Below are 22,972 nucleotides of genomic sequence, written 5' to 3'. Positions count from 1 at the left end.
CAGAATTACAGTTATTTCCATTCTTCGACAAAATCCCCTATACTTCGACATAGGGAGTGATGTCAATGACGGTACAGGTTCTGGGGCAGAAGATCAGGTATCTCAGGCGGAGAGAGGGCCTTTCACAGGAGGAGTTCGCGGCCAGGGCGGGCGTCAGCCACCGGAAGCTCAGCGACATCGAGTGCGGAAACGGGAACCCCACCTTTGATACGATGGACTGCATCGCCGCGGCGTTCGGCCTCCAGATCGAGGAGCTGCTTCAGCCGGATATCGAGGTCGACCTGCTGCCCAGAAGAGAGCTTTCCCGCCTGCAGCCGATGGTCGACCGGCTTCCCGAGGCGTGGCAGGAGCTGTTTGTCCGGGGGACGGAGGGCGCCCTGGCCATGTGGCTCGAGACCGTCCGCGGGCGGGAATAGGAAAGCGCCGGTTTTTTGCTCGCGGTCCGGCGGCCGCGTGAGACGATGTCATGAAAATGAGAAAAAATGGGTACCAACTGAAGTTGTGTGACTGGTAAAATAGTACGCGTAACATGGTTTATTCAGAAAATCTGCGATTTTACCTATAATTTTATAAAAAGGGGAGAATCGCCGATGACAGTCGCAAATCTGGGACAGATCATCAAGGCCCGCAGAGAGCGGATGAAGATCAATCAGGAAAATCTTGCGGCCTGCGCAGGAATCAGCACGAAGCTGCTCAGCGACATCGAATGCGGCAGAGCGAACCCGACCTTTGAGACGATGGACCTTGTGGCGGCCGCGCTGGGCGTGGAGCTGGAGGAGCTGCTCCAGCCCGAGCAGGTGATCGACCTGCTTCCCAAAAACGATCTCGCGCGGTACCAGCAGATGCTCGACCGTCTGCCTCCGTTCGCGCAGGAGATGGTCATCGCGGGACTTGAGGGTGCGATCTCCCAATGCCTTCAGGTCTCCAAGGAATGGTAATGGCCGCCCAACGGGCGGCCATTTTTTGACTTTAAAGGCTCGGTACACTTATTCGGTCCGCCGCTGCATGTGCCAGCAGAGACGCGCGGCGAACGGCTCGGACGCGAAATGCGCGGCCAGCTTGGCGGCTTTCATCAGCCCGCCGGGGATGATGAGCGCGCGGCGGGCGAACATCCCGTCGACGGCGCGGCGCGCGGCCTCCAGGCTCGGCATCCCGCCGACGGCGAACCGCACGTCGGCGGTCCTGCTGAAGGCGGTATCCACCGGGCCGGGACAGAACGCCCCGAGATAGACGCGGCTCCCCCGGCGGCGCAGCTCCTCCCGCACGCCGAGCGTCAGCCGCATGACATAGGCCTTGGAGGCGTAGTAGGCGGCCATCTGCGGGCCGGGGAAGAAGGCCGCCGACGAGGCGACGTTGAGGATGCAGCCGCTGTCCCGCGCGATGAAGTCCCGCAGGAATAGCTTGGTGAGGATGTGCACCGCGCGGATATTCGTATCGATCAGCCGCAGCTCGGCGTCGAGGTCGGTTTTGTCGAACATGCCGCACAGCCCGAACCCGGCGTTGTTGACGAGGATGTCGATCTTCTCCGCGCGCAGCTGCTCGTAGAGGCGGCGGCATTCCTTCTCGTCCGAGAGGTCCGCGCAGACGACCTGCGCGCCGCCGGGCAGCGTTTTGGCGAGCGCCTCCAACTTGTCGCGGCTGCGCGCCGTCAGGATCAGTTTGCATCCCCGCGCGGCCAGTACCCGTGCGATATCCCGCCCGAGCCCGGAGCTCGCGCCCGTCACCAATGCTTTCATACCGACTCCTCCATACTGCTTTTTTATTAGTATACCAAATTTTTCGCATTTCACAAAATCATTTCCTGCTTGGGCTAAACACACAAAAGCGCACTGGAAAGATTGAAAGCAATGACATTGACAATGAAAAATTTAACAAAATTATGTAATATTAATGCATTGATGCGTCATCGATCACATGGTAAAATAAAAAAATAGGAAAGTGACAAAGCGGGTCCGCTTTGTGTTGCGCCGCACAGCGGCGCAACGATATCCCCTGTCGGGCGGTCCGCGAAGACAAAAGGAGGAGAATTCATGAAAAAACTGTTGGCACTCACCCTGGCGCTGGCGATGGCGCTCTCCCTCGGCGTGACCGCGGTGGCGAAGGACACCCCGATCCCCGAGGGCGCGAAGGTGGTCCGGGAAATCCACCTGCGCGCGGACGGCGTCTTCTTTTACGACATGCGGGGAAATTACTATGAGGACGAAGTCCCCACGACCGCGAAAATCTACCTGATTCCCGATATGGGGCAAGAAAACGACTCGAGCTATTATTCGGACGCGGTCGCGGACGACGGCTCGACGATTTCGGCCGATGCTCTCTACCGTTCAAATCTGTATGATTATCTTGGCTGCGGGGAGGATGTGACCGACTTCTTCACCGCGAAGTTCAAGAAGGAGGAAGGCGCGAAAGCAATCAAATCGCTCAAGCTTGTCTCGAAAAAGGTCGGTGATGTGGTCAGCGATGACAATTTTTACTTTTATACCGGTGCCGCTGAGCGTTGGGGCTTTATCGAGGGAGAGATGAAGGAGGGCTTCACCGACGACGAGACGAAGATCAAGCTGACCGCCACCTATAAGGCGAAGGACAATCTCGAGATCGCCTCGTGGGGGGATAAAGTCGATCAGGTTCTGTATCTCGCGAAGAACGGCAAGGTCATCGTGGACTTCAAGTTCTACGTCAAGAATGACGAGCGCGGCGCGGACGCCGACTTCAAGGCGGGAGACGGCGGCGTAGTCGTGAAGCCGCAGAAGAACGAGGACAACGAAATCACCTGGGAGAGCGAAAACGACACGCTGGCGTGGCTCGCCTTCACGAGCGACGACAACGCGGCAAAGTTCTACCCGAAGATGACCACCAAATGGAACGACCAGGATTACACGGATTATTTCGCGGATCAGGACGCCTATCTCTATGACTTCATCGGCAATCCGCAGATCGCCTCGACGAGCCGCGCGACCCTCGACCTGCGGTATCCGTTTGTGGACGAGGACGGCGAGCTGACCGTCGACCCGGAGAACGCGGTCGTCTACACAATCGGCGAGGACGGCCTGCCGGCGGATATCACCTCCGAGTTCCAGTTCGTGGAGACGGACGACGGCGACTACGTCCTGCGCGCGAAGACCCGCAGGCTCGGCACCTATATCATCGCGGAGAAGCCGGCCGCATCGGATGCGGAAGCGGCCGGGGCCCCCGCGGAAACCGCCGGGGAAGCGCCCGCCGGGGAGCCCGCCGCTCCCGTGAAGGCGTTCCTGCCTTCCTTTGCGAAATAAGCGAATCAAAAGCATCGGGAGGACCTGCGGGCCGACGGCCCGCGGGTCCTCTTTGCGTCCTCCGCTCAGGAGACAAGCCTTTTGCGCCTCCAGCGTCCGGAACGGAAATAGAGGATCCCGAACACGAAGGGGAGCAGCGGGGAGAGGCATTCGCCCCAGCAGAGCCCGGCGAAGCCGAGCCCCAGCGGGACGCTGAGCAGCCAGCTGAGCGACAGGCGCATCACCACGGAATGGAGCATCGCGTTGAGCATGGCGAAGAGGGAGTCGCCCGCGCCGGTCGCGAAGGAATCGAAGGTGTACATGACCGCGTAGACGAGGCTGTTGAAGGAGCAGCAGACGCGCAGGTAGAAGACGCCCTCCCGCACGACCTCGGGGTCGGTGTTGAAGAGCCCGATGATCTGCGCGGTGAAGAGCTGTACCGCGAGGATGCTCGCCGCCGTGACGAGCAGGGCGAGGCGCAGGCCGCTCTTGGCGGTCTCTTCCGCCCGGCCGGTATCCCCCGCGCCGAGGTTCTGTCCGGCCATCGTGGTGACCGCCTGGCCGACTGCCCAGCAGGGCATGGCGGCGAAGGAGTTGACCTTGAGGCCCACCCCCGCCGCCGCGGCCACCGCCACGCCGTAGCCGTTGAGCATGCCGGTGACGAGCAGGTAGGAGAGGTTGAGCACGGTCATCTGCACGGCGGTGGGAAAGCCGATGCGCAGGATGGCGCGGCAGGTCTTGGGCGCGGTGCGGAAATAGGCGGGGGAGAAGTCGAGGGGGAGCCCCCGCCGCCGCAGGACAAACACGGCGGTCAAAAAGGAGACGCCCTGCGACGCAGCGGTTGCGATCGCCGCGCCTTCCGTGCCGAGGCCGAGCGGCCCGACGAGCAGCAGGTCGAGCAGGATGTTGACGACGGTGGCGACCGCCACGAAGAAGAGGGGGCTTTTGGAGTCGCCCAGCCCGCGCAGCACCGAGCAGACCGCGTTGTAGCCAAAGACGAAGACGGTGCCGAGGCAGATGACCCGCATGTAGCGCAGCGCGTGGGGCAGCGCCTCGGCGGGCAGGTTCATGAGGGAAAAGACGGGGCGGTAGGCGAGCAGGCCCGCCGCAGTGACGAGCAGGGCGGCCAGCGCCGACACCGAAAAGAGCGCGCCGGTCGTTTCCCGCTGGCCGCGCGTGTCGCGCGCGCCCTTATACTGCGCGATGAGTACCGCGCCGCCCGTGGTGACGCCGGTGCAGACCGACTGGATGATAAAGCTGAGCATGGCGGCGCTGCTGACCGCCGCGAGCCCCGCACTGCCGACGAACCGGCCGACCACGGCCATGTCCACGATGCTGTAGAGGGATTGCAGCAGGTTTGCGAGAAAGAGGGGCGCCGCAAAGGAGAGAAGCTGTTTCGGCACGCTGCCGACGGTGAGATCGCGTTCCATGGTATAATTCCTCGTTTCCATAAAATGAAAGGGGAGGCGGGGGCACGGCCCCGCCTCCCCTGCGCATACCGCGCGGAAGACGCAAAAAGCCGCGGACGAAACATCGTCCGCGGCAAAATCGATCCGCATCATCCGGCGGGCACGCAGAACCGGACGGGTCCGTCCGAACGGACCCGCCGGGGAACTGTCTATCCGCCGATGAAATCGTAAAGCTCCGCACAATGTTTCATCGTTTCCAATTGTCCGGAGCGGCTTATGATACAGAGCTTCATGACAAAGCGTCCTTTCTGCTTTCTGAGGTCCATTATAGGCGGCGGGAGGCCGCCTGTCAAGAAGGCCCGGTCAGAGCCGCAGGCCCTTGACGTCCTTTTTGCGGGAGAGGATGATGTTGCAGCTGAGCTTTACGACGCCGGGCAGGCGGTAGAGGAACTCCTGCAAAAACCGTTCCATCTCCTCGCTGCTGGCGGCGACGGCGTGGACGTGCAGCTTGCTGCTGCCCGACACGAAGTAGATCTGGGTGACGGTGTCGCAGCGGTCGAGCGCCTCCGCGACCGGCTGGAGCTGCGCGGGCTCGGTCTCGATCTCAAAGTAGGCGGAGACGGCGCTACCGATCTTCTGCGGGTTGATGATCGTCGTGTAGCCCTCGATGACGCCGCGCTTTTCCAGCGCGTCGATGCGGGCCCGCACCGCCACGCGGGAGACGCCCACCGCCTCGCCGATGTCGGAATAGGACATCCGCGCGTTTTCGGTGAGCAGGGCGACGATTTTGCGGTCGAGCTCGTCCAGTCCCTTGAGATACATGCCTGCCAACCCCTTTCCCCGTTATTCTACCGTATTTTCCGCCGGAAAACAAGGCGAAACTTTCTTTTTGCAGGATTGACATTTCCGACAGGGCGTGATAAACTGTCGTTAGTTACATAACGTAATTATAATATTACATAATGGAAGAAGGAGAAGCGCTTGGCAGGGGACATGACCGAGGGCGGGACGACCGGCGCGATCGTGCGCTTTTCGCTGCCCATGATGGGCGGCGCGCTGCTCCAGCAGCTCTATAACGTCGTCGACACGCTGATCGTTTCCCACTTCATCGGCGCGGGGGCGCTGGCGGCGGTCGGCTCCTCCTATACGCTGATGGTCTTTCTCACCTCGGTGGTGCTCGGACTCTGCATGGGGAGCGGCGTCATTTTTTCAATCTATTTCGGCGCGCGGGAGCCCGACGCCCTCCGGCGCGGCATCTTCAACGCCTTCCTCTTCATCGCGGCGGTCTCCTTCGCGATCTTCCTGCTCGCGGCGGGCAATCTCGACCGCATCCTGACGCTGCTGCACATCCCCGCGGACATCCGGGCGGACACCCGCGATTACCTGCGGATCATCTTCTGGGGAATCGGCTTCACCTTCCTCTACAACTTCTTTGCCGCCGCGCTGCGCAGCATCGGCAATTCCGCCGTCCCGCTCGCCGCGCTCGCCGTGGCGGCGGCCGCGAACGTTGCGCTCGACCTGCTCTTTGTGCTGCCGTTCGGCATGGGGGTCGCGGGTGCCGCGCTGGCCACCGTGCTCGCGCAGGCGCTCTCCGCGCTGATCGTGACCGTCTACAGCCTGCTGCGCGTACCCGCCTTCCGCCTGGAGCGCGCCGATCTCCGGCTCGACGGGCGGCTGATGGTCCGCATCATGAAATGCTCGGTCCTCTCGAGTATCCAGCAGTCGGTCATGAACTTCGGCATCCTGATGATCCAGGGGCTGGTCAACAGCTTCGGCGTGGCGGTGATGGCCGCCTTTGCCGCCGGGGTCAAGATCGACTCCTTCGCCTACCTGCCGGTGCAGGAGTTCGGCAACGCCTTCTCGACCTTTGTGGCGCAGAACTACGGCGCGGGCAAGCGGGAACGGATCCGCGCCGGGCTGCGCGCGTCGGTGGCGGGGGCGGCCGCCTTCTGTCTGGCGATCTCCGCGCTGGTGGCGGCCTTCGCCCGCCCGCTCATGGAGATCTTCGTGCCTGCGGGGGAGACGGAGATCCTGGCGGTTGGGATCCAATACCTGCGCATCGAGGGCAGCTGCTACATCGGGATCGGGCTGCTCTTCCTGCTCTACGGGCTCTACCGGGGCCTTGAGCGGGCGCAGATGTCCATCCTGCTGACCGCCGTGTCCCTCGGCGTGCGCGTGGCGCTGGCCTACGCGCTCGCGTCCATCCCGCGGATCGGCCTGCAGGGCATCTGGTGGGCGATCCCCATCGGGTGGCTGCTGGCGGACCTGACCGGCTTCCTCTGGTACGGCCTGCGGCGGGAGCGGCTGCTCTCCCCGCTGGTGCGGCCGGAACAATAGGAGTGGTTTTGCGAGCCTCCCCCAGAGCGGGGAGGCTCGCTTTGCAATTATGTATAGAAATTTGAGCCGCCTTTTGTGGGATTGGCAGAATTTTACCCGCGTGCTTGACTTTTCCTGCAAAAACAGTTATTACTAATAACAGTAATAGTTACTATTATATAATTAGGAGGATTTCAATGCTGGATTTGAAGGCGTTCCAGAAGATTACCTATGGGGTATACCTTGTGTCGTCCCGGTGCGGGGACATCTCGTCCGGCTGCGTGGTCAACACGCTGACCCAGGTGACGACCTCGCCCGCGCAGGTGACCATCGCGATCAACAAGCAGAACTACACGACCGAAATCATCCGGAAATCGGGCCGCTTCACGGCGGTGGTGCTCTCCCAGTCGGCCATGATGGAGCTGATCGGCAGGTTCGGGTTCCACTGCAGCCGCGACACCGAAAAATTTGAGTCCTTCCGCACCCGCGTCGACGAGAGCGGCGTTCCCTTCGTCTGTGAGCAGGCCTCCGCGCGCTTCAGCTGCAAGGTGGTAAGCAGCATGGACGCGGGCACCCACATCATCTTCCTCGGGGAGGTGGAGGCCGCCGAGGTGCTCGACTCCACCGGCCCGATGAGCTACGCCTACTACCACCAGATCAAAAACGGCATCACACCGCCCAGGGCCTCGGTCTATCAGCCCGAGCCGGCAAAGGGCTACCGCTGCAGGATCTGCGGCTACGTGCTGGATTCCGACACGGTTCCGGACGACTTTGTCTGCCCGATCTGCGGGCGGGGCAAAGAACATCTGGAAAAGATCACGGGCTGAGAGGGGGGCGCGGAATGAAGATGCAGGGTAAAACGGTCATCGTCACCGGCGGCGGCCGGGGCATCGGCTTCGGCATCGCGACCGCCTTTGCCAAGGAGGGCGCGAACATCGCGATCACCAACCTGAACGAGCAGGGCCTCGAGGAGGCCAAAAAGGCGCTGGAAGGGTATGGCGCGCAGGTGCTGACCGTCGTGGCGGACGGCGCGGACGAGCGCGCGGTGGCCTCCGCGGTCAAGCGGGTGGCCGACCGGTTCGGCGGCGTCGACGTGGTGGTCAACAACGCGCAGGCTTCCAAATCGGGGGTGCTGCTCGTCGACCACACGACCGCCGACTTCGAGCTCGCGCTCCACAGCGGCCTCTACGCCGCCTTCTACTACATGCGGGCCGCCTTCCCTTACCTCAAGCGGGCGAAGGGGCTCGTCATCAACCTCGCGTCGGGCGCGGGGCTGTCGGGCAAATCGGGCCAGTCCTCCTACGCGGCCGCCAAGGAGGGCATCCGCGGCCTCTCCCGCGTGGCGGCGACCGAGTGGGGCGAATTCGGCGTGCGCGTCAACGTCGTCTGCCCGCTCGTGATGACGCAGGCGCTGGAACAGTGGAGCAGGGACTACCCGCAGCTCTACCGGGATACGATCAAGCATATTCCCCTCCAGCGGTTCGGCGACGCCGAAAAGGACATCGGGCGGCTGTGCGTCTTCCTCGCGTCGGAGGACGCCTCCTACATCACCGGACAGACGATCGAAATCCAGGGCGGCACCGACCTGCGGCCCTGACGGCGGATGCCGAATCCCCCGGCGAAAGCCGGGGGATTTTTTGCGTCGCCGGGGCCGCGCGCGGGAAAATTTCGCGCCGGCTTGCATCGCGGCGCTTTTCCGGTATACTAGATAGCGGGACATACACCGTCCCGCCAAGAGACCAAAGCGATTGGAACGATGAGATGAAACGGCTGGTAATCGGGATTCTGGCGCACGTGGACGCGGGCAAGACGACCCTTTCGGAGGGGATGCTCTACCGCGCGGGGGAGACCCGCCGGCTCGGGCGGGTGGACCACGGGGACGCCTTTCTGGATACCTACGCGCTCGAACGGGAGCGGGGCATCACGATCTTTTCCAAGCAGGCGCTGCTGCACCTGGACGGAGCGGAGATCACCCTGCTGGACACCCCGGGGCATGTGGATTTTTCCACCGAGATGGAGCGGACGCTCCAGGTGCTAGACTACGCGGTCCTTGTCGTCAGCGGCACCGATGGGGTACAGAGCCATACCGAAACGCTCTGGCGGCTGCTCGAGCGTTACCGCGTCCCGACCTTCCTCTTTGTGAATAAGCTCGACCTGCCGGGCGCGGACCGCGGGGCGCTTCTGGCGGAAGTGCAGGCGCGGCTGGACGGCGGCTGCGCCGACTTCGGCGCGGACCGCCCGCGCGGCGCGCTGGAGGAGTCCGTCGCCCTCTGCTCCGAGGAACTGATGGAGCGGTATCTCGAGGCGGGCGCGCTCGAAGACGGGGAGATCGCGGAGGCCGTCGCGAAGCGGCGGGTGTTCCCCTGCTTTTTCGGCTCGGCGCTCAGGCTCGAGGGGGTGGACGCGTTCCTCGCGGGGCTCGCGCGCTATACCCGCGAGCCCCCGCGCCGGGAGGCGTTCGGCGCGAAGGTCTACAAGATCGGCTGGGACGAGCAGGGCGTCCGGCTCACCTACCTGAAGGTCACCGGCGGCAGCCTCCGGGTCAAGGCGGCGGTCTCCGGAAGCCGGGAGGGGGAGCCGTGGGAGGAGAAGGTCAACCAGCTGCGCGTCTATGCGGGGGCGAAGTTCCGGACGGTGGAGGAGGCGCTCCCCGGCATGGTGTGCGCCGCCGCGGGGCTTTCCCGCACCCGTCCCGGGGAGGGCCTCGGCGCGGAGCCGGATTCCGAGCTCCCGTCGCTGCGCCCGGTGCTCGGCTACCGGGTGGAACTGCCGCGGGGAGTGGACGCGCACACCGCGCTCACCCGTTTCCGCCAGCTTGAGGAGGAGGACCCGCAGCTGCACGTCGTGTGGAACGAGGCGCTCCAGGAGCTCCACGTGCAGCTCATGGGCGAGGTGCAGCTCGAGGTGCTGGGCCGCCTCGTCCGGGAGCGGTTCGGGATGGAGGTCGGCTTCGGGCAGGGCAGCATCCTCTACCGGGAGACGATCTCCTCGACGGTGGAGGGGGTCGGGCACTACGAGCCGCTCCGCCACTACGCGGAGGTGCACCTGCTGCTCGAGCCGGGGGAGCGGGGAAGCGGGCTGCGGTTCGCCTCCGCCTGCCGCGAGGACGACCTCGACCGCAACTGGCAGCGGCTCATCCTGACCCATCTGGAGGAGAAGACCCATCCGGGCGTGCTGACTGGCTCGCCCATCACCGACATGAAAATCACGCTGGCGGCGGGGCGCGCCCACCAGAAGCACACCGAGGGGGGCGATTTCCGCCAGGCGACCTACCGTGCGGTGCGGCAGGGCCTGCGGCGGGCCGAAAGCGTCCTGCTCGAGCCGTGGTACGACTTCCGGCTGGAACTGCCGTCCGAGGCGGTGGGCCGGGCGATGTCCGATCTGCAGCGGATGGGGGGCTCCTTCGCGCCGCCCGAGACGGAGGGGGACCGGTCGGTGCTGACCGGCAGCGCCCCCGTGTCCGAAATGCGGGGCTACCAGATGGAGGTCACCGGGTACACGCGCGGCAGAGGGCGGCTCTCCTGCTCCCTCAGGGGCTACGAGCCCTGCCACAACGCCGAAGAGGTGATTGCCGCCGCCGGCTACGACTGCGACGCGGATTTGGACAACCCGGCGGATTCGGTCTTCTGCGCCCATGGGGCGGGCTTCCTCGTCAAATGGGACGAGGTGCCGGCGCACATGCACCTCGAGAGCGTCCTCGACGCGCCGAAGGAACCCGCCGGCATCCCCGGGGAACGCGCCGCCGAGCGGCGGGCGGCCGATTACTGCGCGATGGTGGCGGAGGACCGGGAGCTGCTGGAGATTTTCGAGCGCACCTACGGCCCCATCCGCCGGGACCCGCGCAAGGCGTTCCGCCCGGTCAGGAGGGAGCCCGCCCGGCGGCCCCCCTCCCAGCCCCCCAAGGGACTCGACGGGCCGGAATACCTGCTGGTGGACGGCTACAACATCATCTTCGCGTGGGACGACCTGAACACCCTCGCGCAGGAGAACCTGGACGCGGCGCGCGGGCGGCTGGTCGACCTGCTCTGCAACTACCGTGGCTTCCGGCAGTGCGAGGTGATCGTGGTGTTCGACGCCTACCGGGTGAAGGGGAACCCGGGGGAGGTCGAGCGGGTGCACAACATCAGCGTGGTGTATACGAAGGAGGCCGAGACGGCCGACATGTATATCGAGAAGGTCACCCGCGAGCTCGGAAAGCACAACCGGGTGCGGGTGGCGACCTCCGACGCGCTCGAACAGCTCATCATCCTCGGGCACGGCGCGCTGCGGATTTCCGCCGACGCCTTCCGCGAGGAGGTGGCGCAGGTGGAACAGGCCATCCGCGAATACCTCGAATCGGGCGGTACCGCCGCCCGGTAGGGTCGAATCCCGCCGCCCGCGCGGCGGGATTTTTGCGCGCTGGGCCGCGGCGGCGAATATTCCTGTGCGGGAAAAAATTTTCCGCTTACATCCCGGCGGCTTTTTGTGGTAAAATATAGATGCGGAGTGCGGCGGACAGCCATGCGAAGGCGCGGATCGCGAAGAACCGCTGCGACGGCTCACGCCCCTGGGCGGAGCGGGCAAGAGGACCTCGGAGGTAATCGGAAATGTATCAGGTTGGAGATTTGGTCTTTTACGGAGGAACGGGCGTCTGCGAGGTGGCGGACATCGCCATGCGGAAGGTGCCGGGCGCGTCGGGGGAGCAGCCCTACTACACGATGAAGCCGCTCTATCAGGAGTGCGTCATCCGCACCCCGGTGAACGGCAACAAGGTGTTCATGCGGCCGATCCTCACAAAGAAGGAGGCGGAGGAGCTGGTCGACAGCATCCCCACCGTGCAGGCGAAGGCTTATTACAACCGGGTGCTGGGGGAGCTGGCCGAGCACTACGCGAACGCCCTCAAAACCTATGACAGCGCGGAACTGGTCGAGCTGACCATGTCGATCTACGCGAAAAAGCAGGAGCTGGAGGGTCAGCGCCAAAAGTTCGGCACGGTGGACGAACGCTTCATGAAGCGCGCCGAGGAGCTTCTCTTCGGGGAGCTGGCTGCCGCGCTGGGCATCCCCAGGGAGGAGGTGCCGCGCTATATCGAAGCGCGGCTGGAACGCCCCGGGGAGGACGGCGGGGACGCGGAGGCGTAAAAGGAATCAACGGGGGCCGGTCGCAGGACCGGCCCCCGTTTTTCAGGCTCGGAGAGAATCCCCGCGGCCGCCGACGCGGCCGTCCGGCCCTGCGATTCGATCCCGCGCGGGGCCGCCGCCCGTCCGCTTTCCGGTTGAAAAGGGCGCGCGGGTAACGTATAATGGGGACAGGCAATGCGGCCAATTTTCGGAAACGGACGGATCACAGACATAAAGGAGGCAGTCAAATGAGTATCCACATCGGAGCAAAGCCGGGCGAGATCGCCGACCGGGTGCTGATGCCGGGCGACCCGCTGCGGGCGAAGCACATTGCGGAGACCTTTCTGGAGGGCGCGGTCTGCTATACCCAGGTGCGCGGGATGTACGGGTTCACCGGCACCTACAAGGGCAAGCGCGTCTCGGTGCAGGGCAGCGGCATGGGGATGCCGTCGATGCACATCTATGCCAGCGAGCTCATGCAGGAGTACGGCGCCAAACGGATCATCCGCGTCGGCACCTGCGGCGGCCTGCGGGCGGAGCTGAAGCTCAAGGACGTCGTGATCGCATCCGCGGCCTCCACCGATTCCAACATCAACAAATGCCGGTTCGGGCCGATCTCCTTCGCGCCGTCGGCGGATTTTGAACTGCTGCTGGGCGCCTATCAGACGGCGCGGGAGAGGGGGATGCGCGCCACCGTCGGGCCGATCTTCACGAGCGACCGCTTCTATTCCGACGACCTGCCCGAAAAGACGAAGATGCTCGCGGACTACGGCATCCTCGCGGTTGAGATGGAGACCTGCGAGCTCTATACGCTGGCCGCGAAGCACCACATCCAGGCGCTCACCCTGCTGACGGTGAGCGACAACGTCGTCACCGACGAGATCACCTCGCCGGAGGAACGGCAGACGAGCTTCAACGACATGGTCGAGCTGGCGCTCGAAATCGTCTGAGCCTGACGGGATGCGGCGAAAGCCGCATCCGGGAAAGGAGCCCCCATGAACGAGATCATCGAAAGCCTGCTTTCGCGCAGGTCGGTCCGCGTCTTTGAGGAGCGGGCGATCCCCGCGGCGGAAAAGGAGGCCATCCTGCTCGCGGCGGTCAACGCCCCCACGGCGGGCAACCAGCAGCTCTACACCATCCTCGACGTCACCGACCCGGAGCTCAAGGCGCGGCTCGCCGAAAGCTGCGACCACCAGCCGTTTATCGCGAAGGCCCCGCTCGTGCTGATCTTCTGCGCAGACTGCCAGAAGTGGTACGACGCCTTCCTGTCGGGCGGGTGCGCGCCGCGCCTGCCGGGCGCGGGGGACCTGCTGCTCGCGGTGGACGACAGCCTCATCGCGGCGCAGAACGCCGTGACCGCGGCGTGGAGCCTCGGCGTCGGCTCCTGCTACATCGGGGACGTGATGGAGCGGTGCGAGGAGCACCGGGCGCTGCTCGGCCTGCCGGGCTATGTCTTCCCGGCGGCGATGGTGGTGTTCGGCTATCCGACCGCCGGGCAGAAGGCCCGCAAAAAACCGGAACGGTGCGCGATGGAGCGGATCGTGCAGGAGAACCGCTACCGCCGGATGGGGGCGGACGAGCTGCGGGAGATGCTCGCCCCGAAATCGGGCGCGGACGGCTATGAGGCGTGGCTCGCGGCCTTCTGCGGGCGCAAGTATAACTCCGCCTTTTCCCGCGAGATGACCCGTTCGGTGGAGGCCTACCTCGCGGCCTACCGCCGGGAGGAGCTGTGAGGCGGACGGCCGCCCCGGGACAAAAGCGGGGCGGGGAGTCCCTTCCCGCCCTGCACGGGCCGTCCCCCTACCGCGCGCTGGAGCGTACGCTCTCCGCCGACTGCGGCGCGTGCTGCGGGCTCTGCTGCGTCGCCCTCTATTTCGCGGCGGGGGAGGGCTTCCCGGCCGACAAGCCCGCCGGAAAGCCCTGCGAATTCCTCACGCCGAAGGACCGCTGCGCCGTCCACGACAGCCTGTACGCGCGCGGGCTGCATGGCTGCGCCGCCTACGACTGTTTCGGCGCGGGCCAGTATGTGGCGCGGGAGGTATACGGCGGGTGCGGCTGGCGGGACCCGGAGGCCGACGCCGGGGTGCTGTTCGGCGCCTTTTTGACGGCGCAGCGGCTCCACCAAATGCTCTGGTATCTCGTCGAGGCCGCCGCGCTGAAGCCCGCCGCGCCGCTGCGCGCGGAGGTGGACGCGCGCGCCGTGGAACTGCTGGAGCTGCGGCGCCTGCCCGCGCCGGAGCTGGCGGCGCTCGACGCCGTCCCCTGCCGGCAGCGGGTCAACGGCCTGCTGCGCCGGGTGTGGGAGGAGGTGCGGCGGGCGGCGGGCGGCCGTCCGGATGCCCGTGGCGGGACGGATTTCGCGGGAAAGGACCTGCGGGGCGCGGAGCTCGCGGGCCGGGATTTCGGCATGGCGCTGCTGATCGCCGCCGACCTGCGGGGCTGCCGCCTCTACGGGACCAACCTGATCGGCGCGGATTTGCGCGGCGCCGACCTGCGGGACGCGGACCTGCGCGAGTGCGTTTTCCTGGCGCAGGGGCAGTTGGGCGCCGCCCGGGGGAACGGGGGCACCCTCCTGCCCGAACGGCTGGCGCGGCCCGCCGGGTGGGAAAGATGAAGCGGGAAGGGCTGGAGGCGATCGCCTCCGGCCCTTTATCCTTCCGTATCCTCCGCCCCGTCCAGGCGGATGGAGATTTGCAGGACGTAGTTTTCATATCCGCTGACCGACAGCTCGTCGAGCAGCACGTCTTCGAAGAAGCTGCCCGTCAGCGGGAGCCCCTGCTCCCGCGCGTACCGGAGCAGGTCCCGGTAGGTCTCATGCGCCGAGTCGTAGCCGCCGCAATGGCGGGCGGTGAGGTAGCTGCCCGCCTGCCTGACGTAGACGGGCAGGCCCCTGGGAGGCGCGTCCAGCTGGGTGTAGAAGTGGGAATAGCGGGTGAAATCCCCCCGCTCGACCTCGGAAAGCCCGATCATCGAGCCGGTCGCGTAGGGGCTGACGATCTCGTGCTCGTCGCAGAAGCGGACGTGCTCGGCCAGCGACAGGGCGGCGCTGCGCTCGCTGGTGAGGGGCGGCACCTGGGTGCGCACGAGGTATTTCTCGGGAAATGGACGGACGCAGGGGCCCTCCGGTCCGGATGCGAGCGCGCTTTCAGTGAGTTCCGCCTTGCGGCGGATGAGCTCCTTCATCCGCCGCAGGCGGCGGATCTTTTCGTCGAGCAGGCGCGCCTCCCCCTGGAGCAGCCGGACCAGCTCCTCCGGGCTGCGCCGGTCGAGGTAGGCCTTGATCTCCCGCAGCGGGATGTCGAGCTCCTTGAGGGTGGAGATCACGAAGAAGACGTCGATCTGCGCCATCGAATAGTAACGGTAGCCGTTTTCCGCCTTGACGGCGGGGGAGAAGACGCCCAGCTCGTCGTAGTGGAAGAGGGTGTGCTTGCTTACGCCGCACAGCCGCGCGAACTCGCCCGTCGTGAGGTACTGCGGATTCTTTCCCATTTTTTAAATTCCCCCTTGACTATCGGGTTACCCGATGGTTTATTATAGACCGCAGTGACTTTTTTTACAACAGGAGGTATTTCTCATGCATCCCGCGATTTCCAGGGAGTTCCACTTCGGGTCCCTGCTGCGGTTCGCGCTGCCGACCGTGATCATGATGATCTTCATGTCGATGTATACCATTGTGGACGGCATCTTTGTCTCCCGGTTCGTCGGCACCGACGCGCTTTCCGCCACAAACATCGTCTATCCGGCCCTCAATCTCGTGCTGGCGGTGGCCATCATGCTCTCCACCGGCGGCAGCGCGATCGTCGCGCGCAAGCTGGGCGAGGGCGACCCGCAGGGCGCCCGGGAGAGCTTTGCCCTCATCGTCGCGGCGGGTGTGGCGGCGGGCGTCGTCATCGGCGTTCTGGGCCTCGCGTTTCTCGAACCGCTCTGCTCGATGCTCGGCGCGAACGGCCGCCTGATGGCCGACTGCAAGGCCTACCTGGGCACGCTGATGCTCTTCGTGCCCGCCTCGGTGCTTCAGATTCTCTTCCAGAGCTTCTTCGTCACGGCGGGGCGGCCCGGCCTCGGGCTCGGGCTGACGATCGCGGCGGGGATCTCCAACGCGGTGCTCGACTATTTGCTTATCGTGCCCGCCGGGATGGGCATCACGGGCGCGGCGGTAGCCACCGCCATCGGCTGGTGCATCCCCGCCCTGGCGGGGGTCGCCTATTTCCTCTTTTCCCAAAACCCGCTGCGCTTCGCCCGCCCGAAGCTCGACTGGCGGACGCTTGGGGAGAGCTGCTTCAACGGCTCCTCCGAGATGGTGACCAACATCTCCACCGGCGTGACCACCTTCCTCTTCAACATCCTCATGCTCCGCTACCTCGGAGAGGACGGGGTGGCCGCGATCACCATCGTGCTCTATGCGCAGTTCCTGCTGACCGCGCTCTACCTCGGCTTTTCGATGGGGGTCGCGCCGGTCGTCAGCTTCAACTACGGAAGCGGGAACACCCTCCAGCTCAAGCGGCTCTTCAAGATCTGCGCCCTGTTCATCGGCGGCTCGTCGGCGGTCGTCTTCGGGGTTTCGCTGCTGCTGGCGGGGCCCCTTGTGGGGGTCTTTTCCCCGCCCGGCACGGCGGTCTATGAGATCGGGCGGGAGGGCTTCCTGCTCTTTTCCCTGAGCTTCCTCTTCGCCGGGGTCAATATCTTCGCCTCCGCGTTTTTCACCGCGCTTTCCAACGGGCGGGTTTCCGCCGCCATCTCCTTCCTGCGCACCTTCGGCTTCCTGATCGTTGCGCTGGTCCTGCTGCCGAAGGCGGTCGGCGTGACGGGGATCTGGCTGGCCGTCCCCTTCGCAGAGCTGGCCACCGCGGGGGTCGCCGCCCTCTTCCTCTGGCGCAGCCGCGAGGTCTACCGGTACCTGTAAAGCCGCGTTGATCCCTCCGGCCCTCTTGGATTGCCGGGAGGTTTGTGATATACTGGAGACAGTTCGATGCTGGAGGGATGGTAATGGCGGACGCGATGGCTCTGGCGGGGGATATCGTCTCCTGCAGCGGGCTGATGCTGCTCTTTTTGCTGCTCACCGAGCCGCGCTATCCCATGCGCCGCACAGCGGCCCTGTTATCCGCGGTCTTCGCGGCGACCGCCGTCGCCTACATCGCCGCCGTCCTCGGCCTTGGGCTTACGCCGGGGCAGGCCTCCCTCGTCTGTTTTTCGATCCCAAGCCTCACGGCCTGCCTGCTGCTCTCCAAATACCGGGACGGGCGGTTCCTCTTTACCTTCTGCACGATCGACGTGCTGGGGTTCATGCTGATTGCCGTTTCCCGCATCTCCGCCGTCCTGCTCGGCGGCGACGACTGGGTCAGCCTCCTTTTCCGGCTCGCGTTGATGGGGTTGCTGGTGGCGCTCTTCCTGCGCATCCGCGGCAATTACCGGCGGGTGATGGCGGAGCATTCGACCGGCTGGGGGATGCTGGCCGCGGTGTCGGTCCTTTTCTATGCGATGCTCTATCTGCTCGTGACCTATCCGGCCCCGCTGATCGGGCGGAGGGAATACATTCCCGTGGTGCTGTTCTTCTGCGCGACGGTGCTGGCGACCTACGTGGTGATCTACCAGGCGATCGTGCGCATGGTGAAGCTCTCCGAGAGCGAGCAGAGCGAGCTGCTGCTGCAAACGCGGCTGGAACTGCAAAAGAGCCAGCTCGAATTGCAGCAGGTCTACTACCGGATGGCTTATGTCGACAGCCTGACCGGGCTTGCCAACCGCGCCTCCTTTGAGCGGCGGCGGAAGGAGATCGAGGCGGACCTTGTCCACAACCGGCCGGTATGGTGCGTGTCGGCGGACCTGAACAACCTCAAGGAGGTCAACGACGCGCGCGGTCACGAATGGGGCGACCGCCTGCTCCGCGAGACGGGGCAGCTGCTGACGCGGCTTCTGGGGGAGGCGTTTGAGATCTTCCGGCTGGGCGGGGACGAATTCATACTGCTCTCCTGCGGCACGCCGTCCGACAAGGTTTCGGCGCTGCTGGGAAAGCTCTATCCCGCGATAGAGGCGCACAATGCCGCGGGCAACCTGCCGGTCAGCCTTGCTGTGGGCTGGGACAGCCTGCGGGAGGGGGAGGACGACCTGGCCCCGCTTATCGCGCGGGTCGACCGGGAGATGTACCGCCGCAAGCGGGAGATGAAGAAGAACGCTTCCCTTCCGGTTGATGAAATTTGACAAAACACAGATCGGACACAGATTATAATTGAACTGGAAACATTTTCATAGTATAATGAATACAGCATCCCGCAGCGGGCGGGACGGACCCAAACACCAACGTCAACAGAAAAGGGGACAAGATGATGAAACAGCTTGGCAAGAAGTTTACCGCGGTCCTGCTGGCCGCCATGATGGTGCTGAGCCTCGCCGTGATGGCGAGCGCCGCGACCACCCAGACCGCCGGCACCTACAGCGTCACCGCGCAGGCGGACAAGATTCTCTTCACGCGTAACGGCGCGTCGGCTTCCTACCCGATCAAAACCGCCAACATCAAGCTGACCACCCATAAGGACGGCGACCTGCTCGTCTGCTTTACCGATTCGACCGGCAAGGCCCGCAACGTGACGGTCGGCAAACAGACCTCCCTGACGCTCAGCGGCCCGATGGCCTCCCTGACGCTCGCCAAGGAGCTCAACGACGGCGTGGCCGTGACCCTCGGCGCGACCGCAAACGTCACCACAATGACGGTCGACACCCCGAACCCGGTCGCGATCAACGGCAAGGTCGGCACCCTCAAGGTGACCGCGGCCGCCAACATCACGCTGGCCAAGGGCGCGACGGTCACCAAGAAGGACGTCACCTCCAAGACCGCGAAGATCACCACCTCGGCGAACGCCGCCGTGACGGCCGCCCCGACCGCCGCCGCGACGAAGCCTGCCGCGACGAAGCCTGCCGCGACGAAGCCTGCGGCGACGAAGCCTGCGGCGACGAAGCCCGCCGCCTCTTCCTCCGCCTCCACCGGCTCGAAGGGCGACTACCGCGTCAAGATCGATTCGATCTATTGGGACGAGGATGAAGCGACTCTCGGCGACGTGCTCGACGAGCTCAACGACAACCTCGAGGTCTATGACTACGCCACCCGCACCTACCTCGCGGGCGACGCCAAATGGACCACCTCCAACAACCGTTCGATCCAGAGCGGAAAGAGCTACACCTTCACCTTCACGCCGGACGACAAGTCCTACGCGCCGGTCGACGGTTCGGTAAAGATCTATCTCGACGTGGCCTCCGGTGAGATCGACCTCGAGCTCAAGAGCCCGGGCTATCTCGTTGCGAAAGACGACGATGTTAAACTGAAATCGCTGCTTAGCGACCTGAAGAAGATGGTCAGGGCTTACGACGACAACGGCGACGAGGTCAAGGGTACTGTTTCCTGGGTCAGTAACGGCAGCAATACCATTGACAACGGCCGCTCCTATACTTACAAATTCAAACCGAGCAGCAGCCGCTATGAGTCGGAAGAAGGAAAGGTTTATGTCTACACGGAAGGCAATGAACCGTAAGCTGCACTGATTTTAATGAGGTGCGGGTCCCGTTTGGGACCCGCACCTTTTGCATTTTGTCGCAAATTGTTAAGGGAATTGTAAGAATTTTGTCGACCCGGAGGAAAGAACTGTCTGGTATCATCGAAGCATGACGAGAGAGGGGAGGTGTGGTATAATCATGAAAACGAGGGTCGCGGCCGGACGGATTGCGCCAAGGCCGCAAATCGCCTGCGGGGGGACAAAACGAATGGAAGAGAGACTGAGCGTGCTGGTCGTGGACGACGACCGGGAGATCGTGGAATCGATCGCGATCTATCTGAGCAGGGAAAATTTGCAGATCTATAAAGCGTACGACGGCCTGCAGGCGCTTGACGTCGTGGCCGGCCACACCATCCACCTGATATTGATGGACGTGATGATGCCCCGGCTCGACGGCATCAAGGCGATGCTGAAACTCCGGGAGGAGCACAACATCCCCATCATCCTCGTCTCGGCGAAGAGCGAGGACACCGACAAAATCTTTGGGCTGGAGTTCGGCGCGGACGACTACATCACCAAGCCCTTCAACCCCCTTGAGCTGATCGCGCGGGTCAAAAGCCAGCTCCGCCGCTATGTGCAGCTCGGCACCGCCGCGGACGCGGGCGGCGCGTCGGAGGTGCTGTCGGTGGGCGGGCTCGCCCTCGACGTGCACCAGAAGCGCCTCACCGTCGACGGCGAGGAGGTCAAGCTCACCCCGATCGAATACAAGATCATGGAGCTGCTCATGCGCAACCAGGGGCGGGTGTTCTCGATCGATGAAATCTACGAACGGGTGTGGAACGAGCCGAGCTTCGCGCCGGAAAACACCGTCGCGGTTCACATCCGCCGCATCCGCGAGAAGATCGAAATCAATCCGCGGGAACCAAAATATTTGAAGGTGGTGTGGGGCATTGGCTACAAAATCGAAAAAGCGTAGGCCGGGGCTGTGTTTCTTCCTCTTCTTCCTCAGCCTGTCGATCCTGCTGACGGCGGGGATTCTCACGCCGTTCGCGCTGGAAAACGAGGTCGCGGCCGACTACAAGGACACCGCGAGCTACCGCAGGCTGATGGGCTTCCTCATCGGGGACGCCTACGACATCGCGCGCGGCAAGCAGGAAGCGGACACCCTGCTGTGGGGGGAGGACAACGTCAGCTTCGACATCTATGACGGGGCCACCCGGGAGAACTGGTCGAAGAACGCCTCCGGAAACGGGGAGCTGCTCGCCGCCGACCTGCTGGAGCAGGTGGGCGCGGGACAGTACGACCACGTGGTCTACATCAACGGGATCCACATGAAGGAACGGCTCTTCACCTTCGGCAGCGGCGTTCAGGAGCGCGAATACGACTCCCTTTGGCGTTCCCCCTACGCCGCGAGCTTCTCCTCCGGGGGGCTTGGGGCCGAATCCCCGACGATCGCCATCGCGGTCAAGGCGCGGGACCAGATGCTCAACTACGGCCCCGTCTACAGCGAATACTACCGCTGGTTCCGGTGGATGATGGTGCTTTCCGCCGCGGGCGCCGTCGCGGGGCTCGCCCTGCTGGTGCTGCTCGGCACGCTGATCGCCCACCGCACCCTCGGCGCGGCGCACCGCGCCATCGCCTCCGCGATGGGCCGGCTGTGGATGGAGGTCAAGCTCCTCCTCTCGGTCGCCGCGCTCGGCTTCGGCGGGTGGACGCTGTGGGCGACGTTCAGCGGGGAGCTTGGCCCCGCGCCCGGCATCGCCGTCTTCCTGCTCTGCTTCTGGTGGTGCTGGCTCGTGCTGGCCGACCTTGCCGTCAACGGCAGGGAGTTCTTCCGGAACAACATCCCCATGTCGGTCGTGCGGTTCATGAGGAGCCTCGAGAGCCCCTATGAGTTCCTCGAGCGGATGAAGACCCGGCTGGCCGTGCTGATCGGCGTGGAGCTCATCCTTCTGCTCGTGTTCGGCGTGCTGATTCTGCTCGGGCCGGTCGGATGGATCCTCGACGTCGGCGTGCTGGCGCTCGGCATCTTCCTGCTCGCGCGCTTCGTGCTCGAATATAACCGCAACATGGACGAGTTCTCCAAGGTGGTGGACTACACGGCGGGCGTCCGCGGCGGCACGGTCCAGGGACCGCTTCTGCTGCGGGGCGACTTCGCCGGGCTGGGGGAGGACCTCAGCGACATCATGAGCGGCGTGAGCCGCGCGGTCGAGGAGCAGGTGCGCAGCGAGCGGATGAAGGTCGAACTGGTGACCAACGTCTCCCACGATCTCAAAACGCCGCTCACCTCGATCATCAACTACACCGACCTGCTCGGGCAGGAGAACCTGACCCCCGATTTCGCCAACGACTATGTGAAGATCATCGGGCAGAAGGCGGGGCGGCTCAGCCACCTCGTGCAGGACCTGTTTGAAATCTCCAAGGCGAACAGCGGCGCGATCGACCTGGAACCCGAGCGGATCGACGTGGTCGCGCTGGCCGAGCAGACGATCGCCGAGATGGACGAACGGATGAACCCGTCCGGCGTGGAGATCAAGGCGCAGCTCGCCCCCCAGCGGCTCTTCGTCTGGGCGGACGGCAGAAAGCTGCACCGCGTCTTTGAAAACCTGCTGGGCAACGCCCTCAAATATTCCCTCGCCGGCACCCGCGTCTACATCGTCGTGCGGCAGGCGGAGGAGACGGCGGAGATCTCCTTCAAAAACGTGGCGAGCTATGAGATGACCTTCACCGCCGAGGACATCGTCGAGCGGTTCCAGCGGGGGGACGCCTCCCGCACCGGAGAGGGCAGCGGGCTCGGGCTCGCGATCGCCAAGAGCTTTGTGGAGCTTTCGGGCGGCGCGCTGTCGATCGAGCTGGACGGCGACCTCTTCAAGGCCACGGTGACGCTGCCCCTCTGTCCGGAGGAGCCGGCCCCGCGGCCGGAGGAACCGGCCCCCGTTTTGCGGGAGGACGGGGACGCGCCCGGGGATGGCGTACCGGAGGCGGAATATCTGGTCGCGGCGGGCGGCGTGCCGTCCGATGATCAGGCTCCTCCTGAACCCACGGATGAATAGAGCACCCCGAAAGCGAAAGGCCCGCGGCGCTGCCGCGGGCCTTTCGCCGTCCGGCGCGGGCGCGGATTAAGATTCCGTTAGAAATCGGCGCGGGGGCTTTTCTTGGTCGCGCGATATGGTATGATAGGGGCAGAAAAAAGTGGGGGGAGGGAACGGGATGTCGGGAAAGAAGCTGTTCCTCGTCGGGCTGCTCTGCGTCGCCCTGGTCGCGCTCATTCTGCTGGCGCTGACCTCGGCGTATATCGCCGTGTCCTACCGGTGGCTGCTCGTCCCGCTCGGGGCCTGGGCGGCGGCGATGCTGGTCTTCCATTTCCGCAAAAAGGACGGCTGAGGAGAAAAGGCCGGGAGCCCCGCGGGGCTCCCGGC

Annotated in this window: 21 protein-coding genes; 17 read left to right on the top strand and 4 right to left on the bottom strand. The window is 64.6% G+C overall.

Annotated features, from left to right (window positions below; translation table 11 throughout):
• Positions 1–65: 65 nt before the first annotated feature.
• A complete protein-coding gene (locus NE609_RS10680) occupies positions 66–416 on the top strand; it encodes a helix-turn-helix domain-containing protein (protein ID WP_256152478.1) in 351 nt (116 codons plus the stop codon).
• 174 nt (positions 417–590) lie between these two features.
• The gene (locus NE609_RS10675) at positions 591–938 is read left to right on the top strand and encodes a helix-turn-helix transcriptional regulator (RefSeq protein WP_101550161.1); all 348 of its coding nucleotides are present in this window, start codon (positions 591–593) and stop codon (positions 936–938) included.
• A gap of 48 nt (positions 939–986) precedes the next feature.
• On the opposite strand, the gene NE609_RS10670 is transcribed toward NE609_RS10675, so the two are convergent.
• Positions 987–1,736 (bottom strand): SDR family oxidoreductase, encoded by a 750-nt coding sequence (locus tag NE609_RS10670; RefSeq protein ID WP_256152477.1) that lies wholly within the window; start codon positions 1,734–1,736, stop codon positions 987–989.
• Positions 1,737–2,030: 294 nt separating this feature from the next.
• Between NE609_RS10670 and NE609_RS10665 the strand changes: the two genes are divergently transcribed.
• Complete coding sequence (locus NE609_RS10665) at positions 2,031–3,269, top strand: hypothetical protein (protein WP_256152476.1); 1,239 nt, start codon at positions 2,031–2,033, stop codon at positions 3,267–3,269.
• A gap of 65 nt (positions 3,270–3,334) precedes the next feature.
• Here the strand turns inward: NE609_RS10665 and NE609_RS10660 are convergent, their stop codons facing one another.
• Both NE609_RS10660 and NE609_RS10655 read right to left on the bottom strand, forming a co-directional pair.
• Entirely contained in the window at positions 3,335–4,678 is a 1,344-nt protein-coding gene (locus NE609_RS10660; protein ID WP_256152475.1) for an MATE family efflux transporter, read from the bottom strand.
• A gap of 342 nt (positions 4,679–5,020) precedes the next feature.
• Positions 5,021–5,479 carry an Lrp/AsnC family transcriptional regulator gene (locus NE609_RS10655; protein WP_101550169.1) on the bottom strand — a complete coding sequence of 153 codons (459 nt, stop codon included), beginning with the start codon at positions 5,477–5,479 and terminating at the stop codon, positions 5,021–5,023.
• A gap of 159 nt (positions 5,480–5,638) precedes the next feature.
• Between NE609_RS10655 and NE609_RS10650 the strand changes: the two genes are divergently transcribed.
• From NE609_RS10650 to NE609_RS17825, 8 genes are all read left to right on the top strand, one after another.
• On the top strand, positions 5,639–6,994 hold the full coding sequence (locus tag NE609_RS10650) for an MATE family efflux transporter (RefSeq protein WP_256152474.1): 1,356 nt from the start codon (positions 5,639–5,641) through the stop codon (positions 6,992–6,994).
• A 176-nt stretch (positions 6,995–7,170) separates the two neighbouring features.
• On the top strand, positions 7,171–7,800 hold the full coding sequence (locus NE609_RS10645) for a flavin reductase (RefSeq protein ID WP_256152473.1): 630 nt from the start codon (positions 7,171–7,173) through the stop codon (positions 7,798–7,800).
• Between the two features lie 14 nt (positions 7,801–7,814).
• Positions 7,815–8,570: an SDR family NAD(P)-dependent oxidoreductase gene (locus tag NE609_RS10640; RefSeq protein WP_256152472.1), complete on the top strand. Its 756-nt coding sequence runs from the start codon at positions 7,815–7,817 to the stop codon at positions 8,568–8,570.
• Between the two features lie 164 nt (positions 8,571–8,734).
• Positions 8,735–11,332, top strand: coding sequence for a translation factor GTPase family protein (locus NE609_RS10635; protein WP_256152471.1), 2,598 nt, complete (start codon positions 8,735–8,737; stop codon positions 11,330–11,332).
• Positions 11,333–11,559: 227 nt separating this feature from the next.
• Complete coding sequence (locus tag NE609_RS10630; RefSeq protein ID WP_121586141.1) at positions 11,560–12,093, top strand: CarD family transcriptional regulator; 534 nt, start codon at positions 11,560–11,562, stop codon at positions 12,091–12,093.
• Between the two features lie 227 nt (positions 12,094–12,320).
• Positions 12,321–13,022 carry a purine-nucleoside phosphorylase gene (gene deoD / locus NE609_RS10625; RefSeq protein ID WP_101550182.1) on the top strand — a complete coding sequence of 234 codons (702 nt, stop codon included), beginning with the start codon at positions 12,321–12,323 and terminating at the stop codon, positions 13,020–13,022.
• Positions 13,023–13,067: 45 nt separating this feature from the next.
• Complete coding sequence (locus NE609_RS10620; RefSeq protein WP_256152470.1) at positions 13,068–13,805, top strand: nitroreductase family protein; 738 nt, start codon at positions 13,068–13,070, stop codon at positions 13,803–13,805.
• The gene (locus NE609_RS17825; protein WP_256152469.1) at positions 13,802–14,686 is read left to right on the top strand and encodes a pentapeptide repeat-containing protein; all 885 of its coding nucleotides are present in this window, start codon (positions 13,802–13,804) and stop codon (positions 14,684–14,686) included. Before NE609_RS10620 ends, NE609_RS17825 begins: the two co-directional genes overlap by 4 nt.
• Positions 14,687–14,721: 35 nt before the next feature.
• On the opposite strand, the gene NE609_RS10610 is transcribed toward NE609_RS17825, so the two are convergent.
• Positions 14,722–15,561 (bottom strand): MerR family transcriptional regulator, encoded by an 840-nt coding sequence (locus NE609_RS10610; protein WP_256152468.1) that lies wholly within the window; start codon positions 15,559–15,561, stop codon positions 14,722–14,724.
• 85 nt (positions 15,562–15,646) lie between these two features.
• On the opposite strand from NE609_RS10610, the gene NE609_RS10605 reads away from it, so the two are divergent.
• The 6 genes from NE609_RS10605 to NE609_RS10580 all read left to right on the top strand — a co-directional run bounded on the left by NE609_RS10605 (position 15,647) and on the right by NE609_RS10580 (position 22,937).
• Entirely contained in the window at positions 15,647–16,975 is a 1,329-nt protein-coding gene (locus tag NE609_RS10605) for an MATE family efflux transporter (protein WP_256152467.1), read from the top strand.
• 83 nt (positions 16,976–17,058) lie between these two features.
• Positions 17,059–18,267, top strand: coding sequence for a GGDEF domain-containing protein (locus NE609_RS10600; RefSeq protein ID WP_256152466.1), 1,209 nt, complete (start codon positions 17,059–17,061; stop codon positions 18,265–18,267).
• A gap of 125 nt (positions 18,268–18,392) precedes the next feature.
• Entirely contained in the window at positions 18,393–19,592 is a 1,200-nt protein-coding gene (locus tag NE609_RS10595) for a hypothetical protein (protein ID WP_256152465.1), read from the top strand.
• Between the two features lie 241 nt (positions 19,593–19,833).
• On the top strand, positions 19,834–20,529 hold the full coding sequence (locus NE609_RS10590; RefSeq protein WP_172439312.1) for a response regulator transcription factor: 696 nt from the start codon (positions 19,834–19,836) through the stop codon (positions 20,527–20,529).
• Positions 20,504–22,606 (top strand): sensor histidine kinase KdpD, encoded by a 2,103-nt coding sequence (locus NE609_RS10585; protein ID WP_256152464.1) that lies wholly within the window; start codon positions 20,504–20,506, stop codon positions 22,604–22,606. The genes NE609_RS10590 and NE609_RS10585 overlap by 26 nt, the downstream gene beginning before the upstream one ends.
• A 157-nt stretch (positions 22,607–22,763) precedes the next feature.
• Positions 22,764–22,937 carry a hypothetical protein gene (locus NE609_RS10580; RefSeq protein ID WP_158595556.1) on the top strand — a complete coding sequence of 58 codons (174 nt, stop codon included), beginning with the start codon at positions 22,764–22,766 and terminating at the stop codon, positions 22,935–22,937.
• The last annotated feature ends 35 nt before the right edge of the window (positions 22,938–22,972 follow it).

The sequence above is a fragment of the Anaerotruncus sp. DFI.9.16 genome (assembly GCF_024461615.1).
Taxonomy (GTDB): Bacteria; Bacillota; Clostridia; order Oscillospirales; family Ruminococcaceae; genus Anaerotruncus; species Anaerotruncus massiliensis.
Note: the sequence above shows the minus strand (reverse complement) of the source record. Positions and strands in the feature narration are given on the sequence as shown.

What these genes read in the sequence shown, in the direction of transcription:
- NE609_RS10680 (WP_256152478.1), top strand. Translation starts at nt 66, where the DNA reads ATGACGGTACAGGTTCTGGGGCAGAAGATCAGGTATCTCAGGCGGAGA.
- NE609_RS10675 (WP_101550161.1), top strand. Translation starts at nt 591, where the DNA reads ATGACAGTCGCAAATCTGGGACAGATCATCAAGGCCCGCAGAGAGCGG.
- NE609_RS10670 (WP_256152477.1), bottom strand. Translation starts at nt 1,736, where the DNA reads ATGAAAGCATTGGTGACGGGCGCGAGCTCCGGGCTCGGGCGGGATATC.
- NE609_RS10665 (WP_256152476.1), top strand. Translation starts at nt 2,031, where the DNA reads ATGAAAAAACTGTTGGCACTCACCCTGGCGCTGGCGATGGCGCTCTCC.
- NE609_RS10660 (WP_256152475.1), bottom strand. Translation starts at nt 4,678, where the DNA reads ATGGAACGCGATCTCACCGTCGGCAGCGTGCCGAAACAGCTTCTCTCC.
- NE609_RS10655 (WP_101550169.1), bottom strand. Translation starts at nt 5,479, where the DNA reads ATGTATCTCAAGGGACTGGACGAGCTCGACCGCAAAATCGTCGCCCTG.
- NE609_RS10645 (WP_256152473.1), top strand. Translation starts at nt 7,171, where the DNA reads ATGCTGGATTTGAAGGCGTTCCAGAAGATTACCTATGGGGTATACCTT.
- NE609_RS10640 (WP_256152472.1), top strand. Translation starts at nt 7,815, where the DNA reads ATGAAGATGCAGGGTAAAACGGTCATCGTCACCGGCGGCGGCCGGGGC.
- NE609_RS10635 (WP_256152471.1), top strand. Translation starts at nt 8,735, where the DNA reads ATGAAACGGCTGGTAATCGGGATTCTGGCGCACGTGGACGCGGGCAAG.
- NE609_RS10630 (WP_121586141.1), top strand. Translation starts at nt 11,560, where the DNA reads ATGTATCAGGTTGGAGATTTGGTCTTTTACGGAGGAACGGGCGTCTGC.
- deoD (WP_101550182.1), top strand. Translation starts at nt 12,321, where the DNA reads ATGAGTATCCACATCGGAGCAAAGCCGGGCGAGATCGCCGACCGGGTG.
- NE609_RS10620 (WP_256152470.1), top strand. Translation starts at nt 13,068, where the DNA reads ATGAACGAGATCATCGAAAGCCTGCTTTCGCGCAGGTCGGTCCGCGTC.
- NE609_RS10610 (WP_256152468.1), bottom strand. Translation starts at nt 15,561, where the DNA reads ATGGGAAAGAATCCGCAGTACCTCACGACGGGCGAGTTCGCGCGGCTG.
- NE609_RS10605 (WP_256152467.1), top strand. Translation starts at nt 15,647, where the DNA reads ATGCATCCCGCGATTTCCAGGGAGTTCCACTTCGGGTCCCTGCTGCGG.
- NE609_RS10600 (WP_256152466.1), top strand. Translation starts at nt 17,059, where the DNA reads ATGGCGGACGCGATGGCTCTGGCGGGGGATATCGTCTCCTGCAGCGGG.
- NE609_RS10595 (WP_256152465.1), top strand. Translation starts at nt 18,393, where the DNA reads ATGAAACAGCTTGGCAAGAAGTTTACCGCGGTCCTGCTGGCCGCCATG.
- NE609_RS10580 (WP_158595556.1), top strand. Translation starts at nt 22,764, where the DNA reads ATGTCGGGAAAGAAGCTGTTCCTCGTCGGGCTGCTCTGCGTCGCCCTG.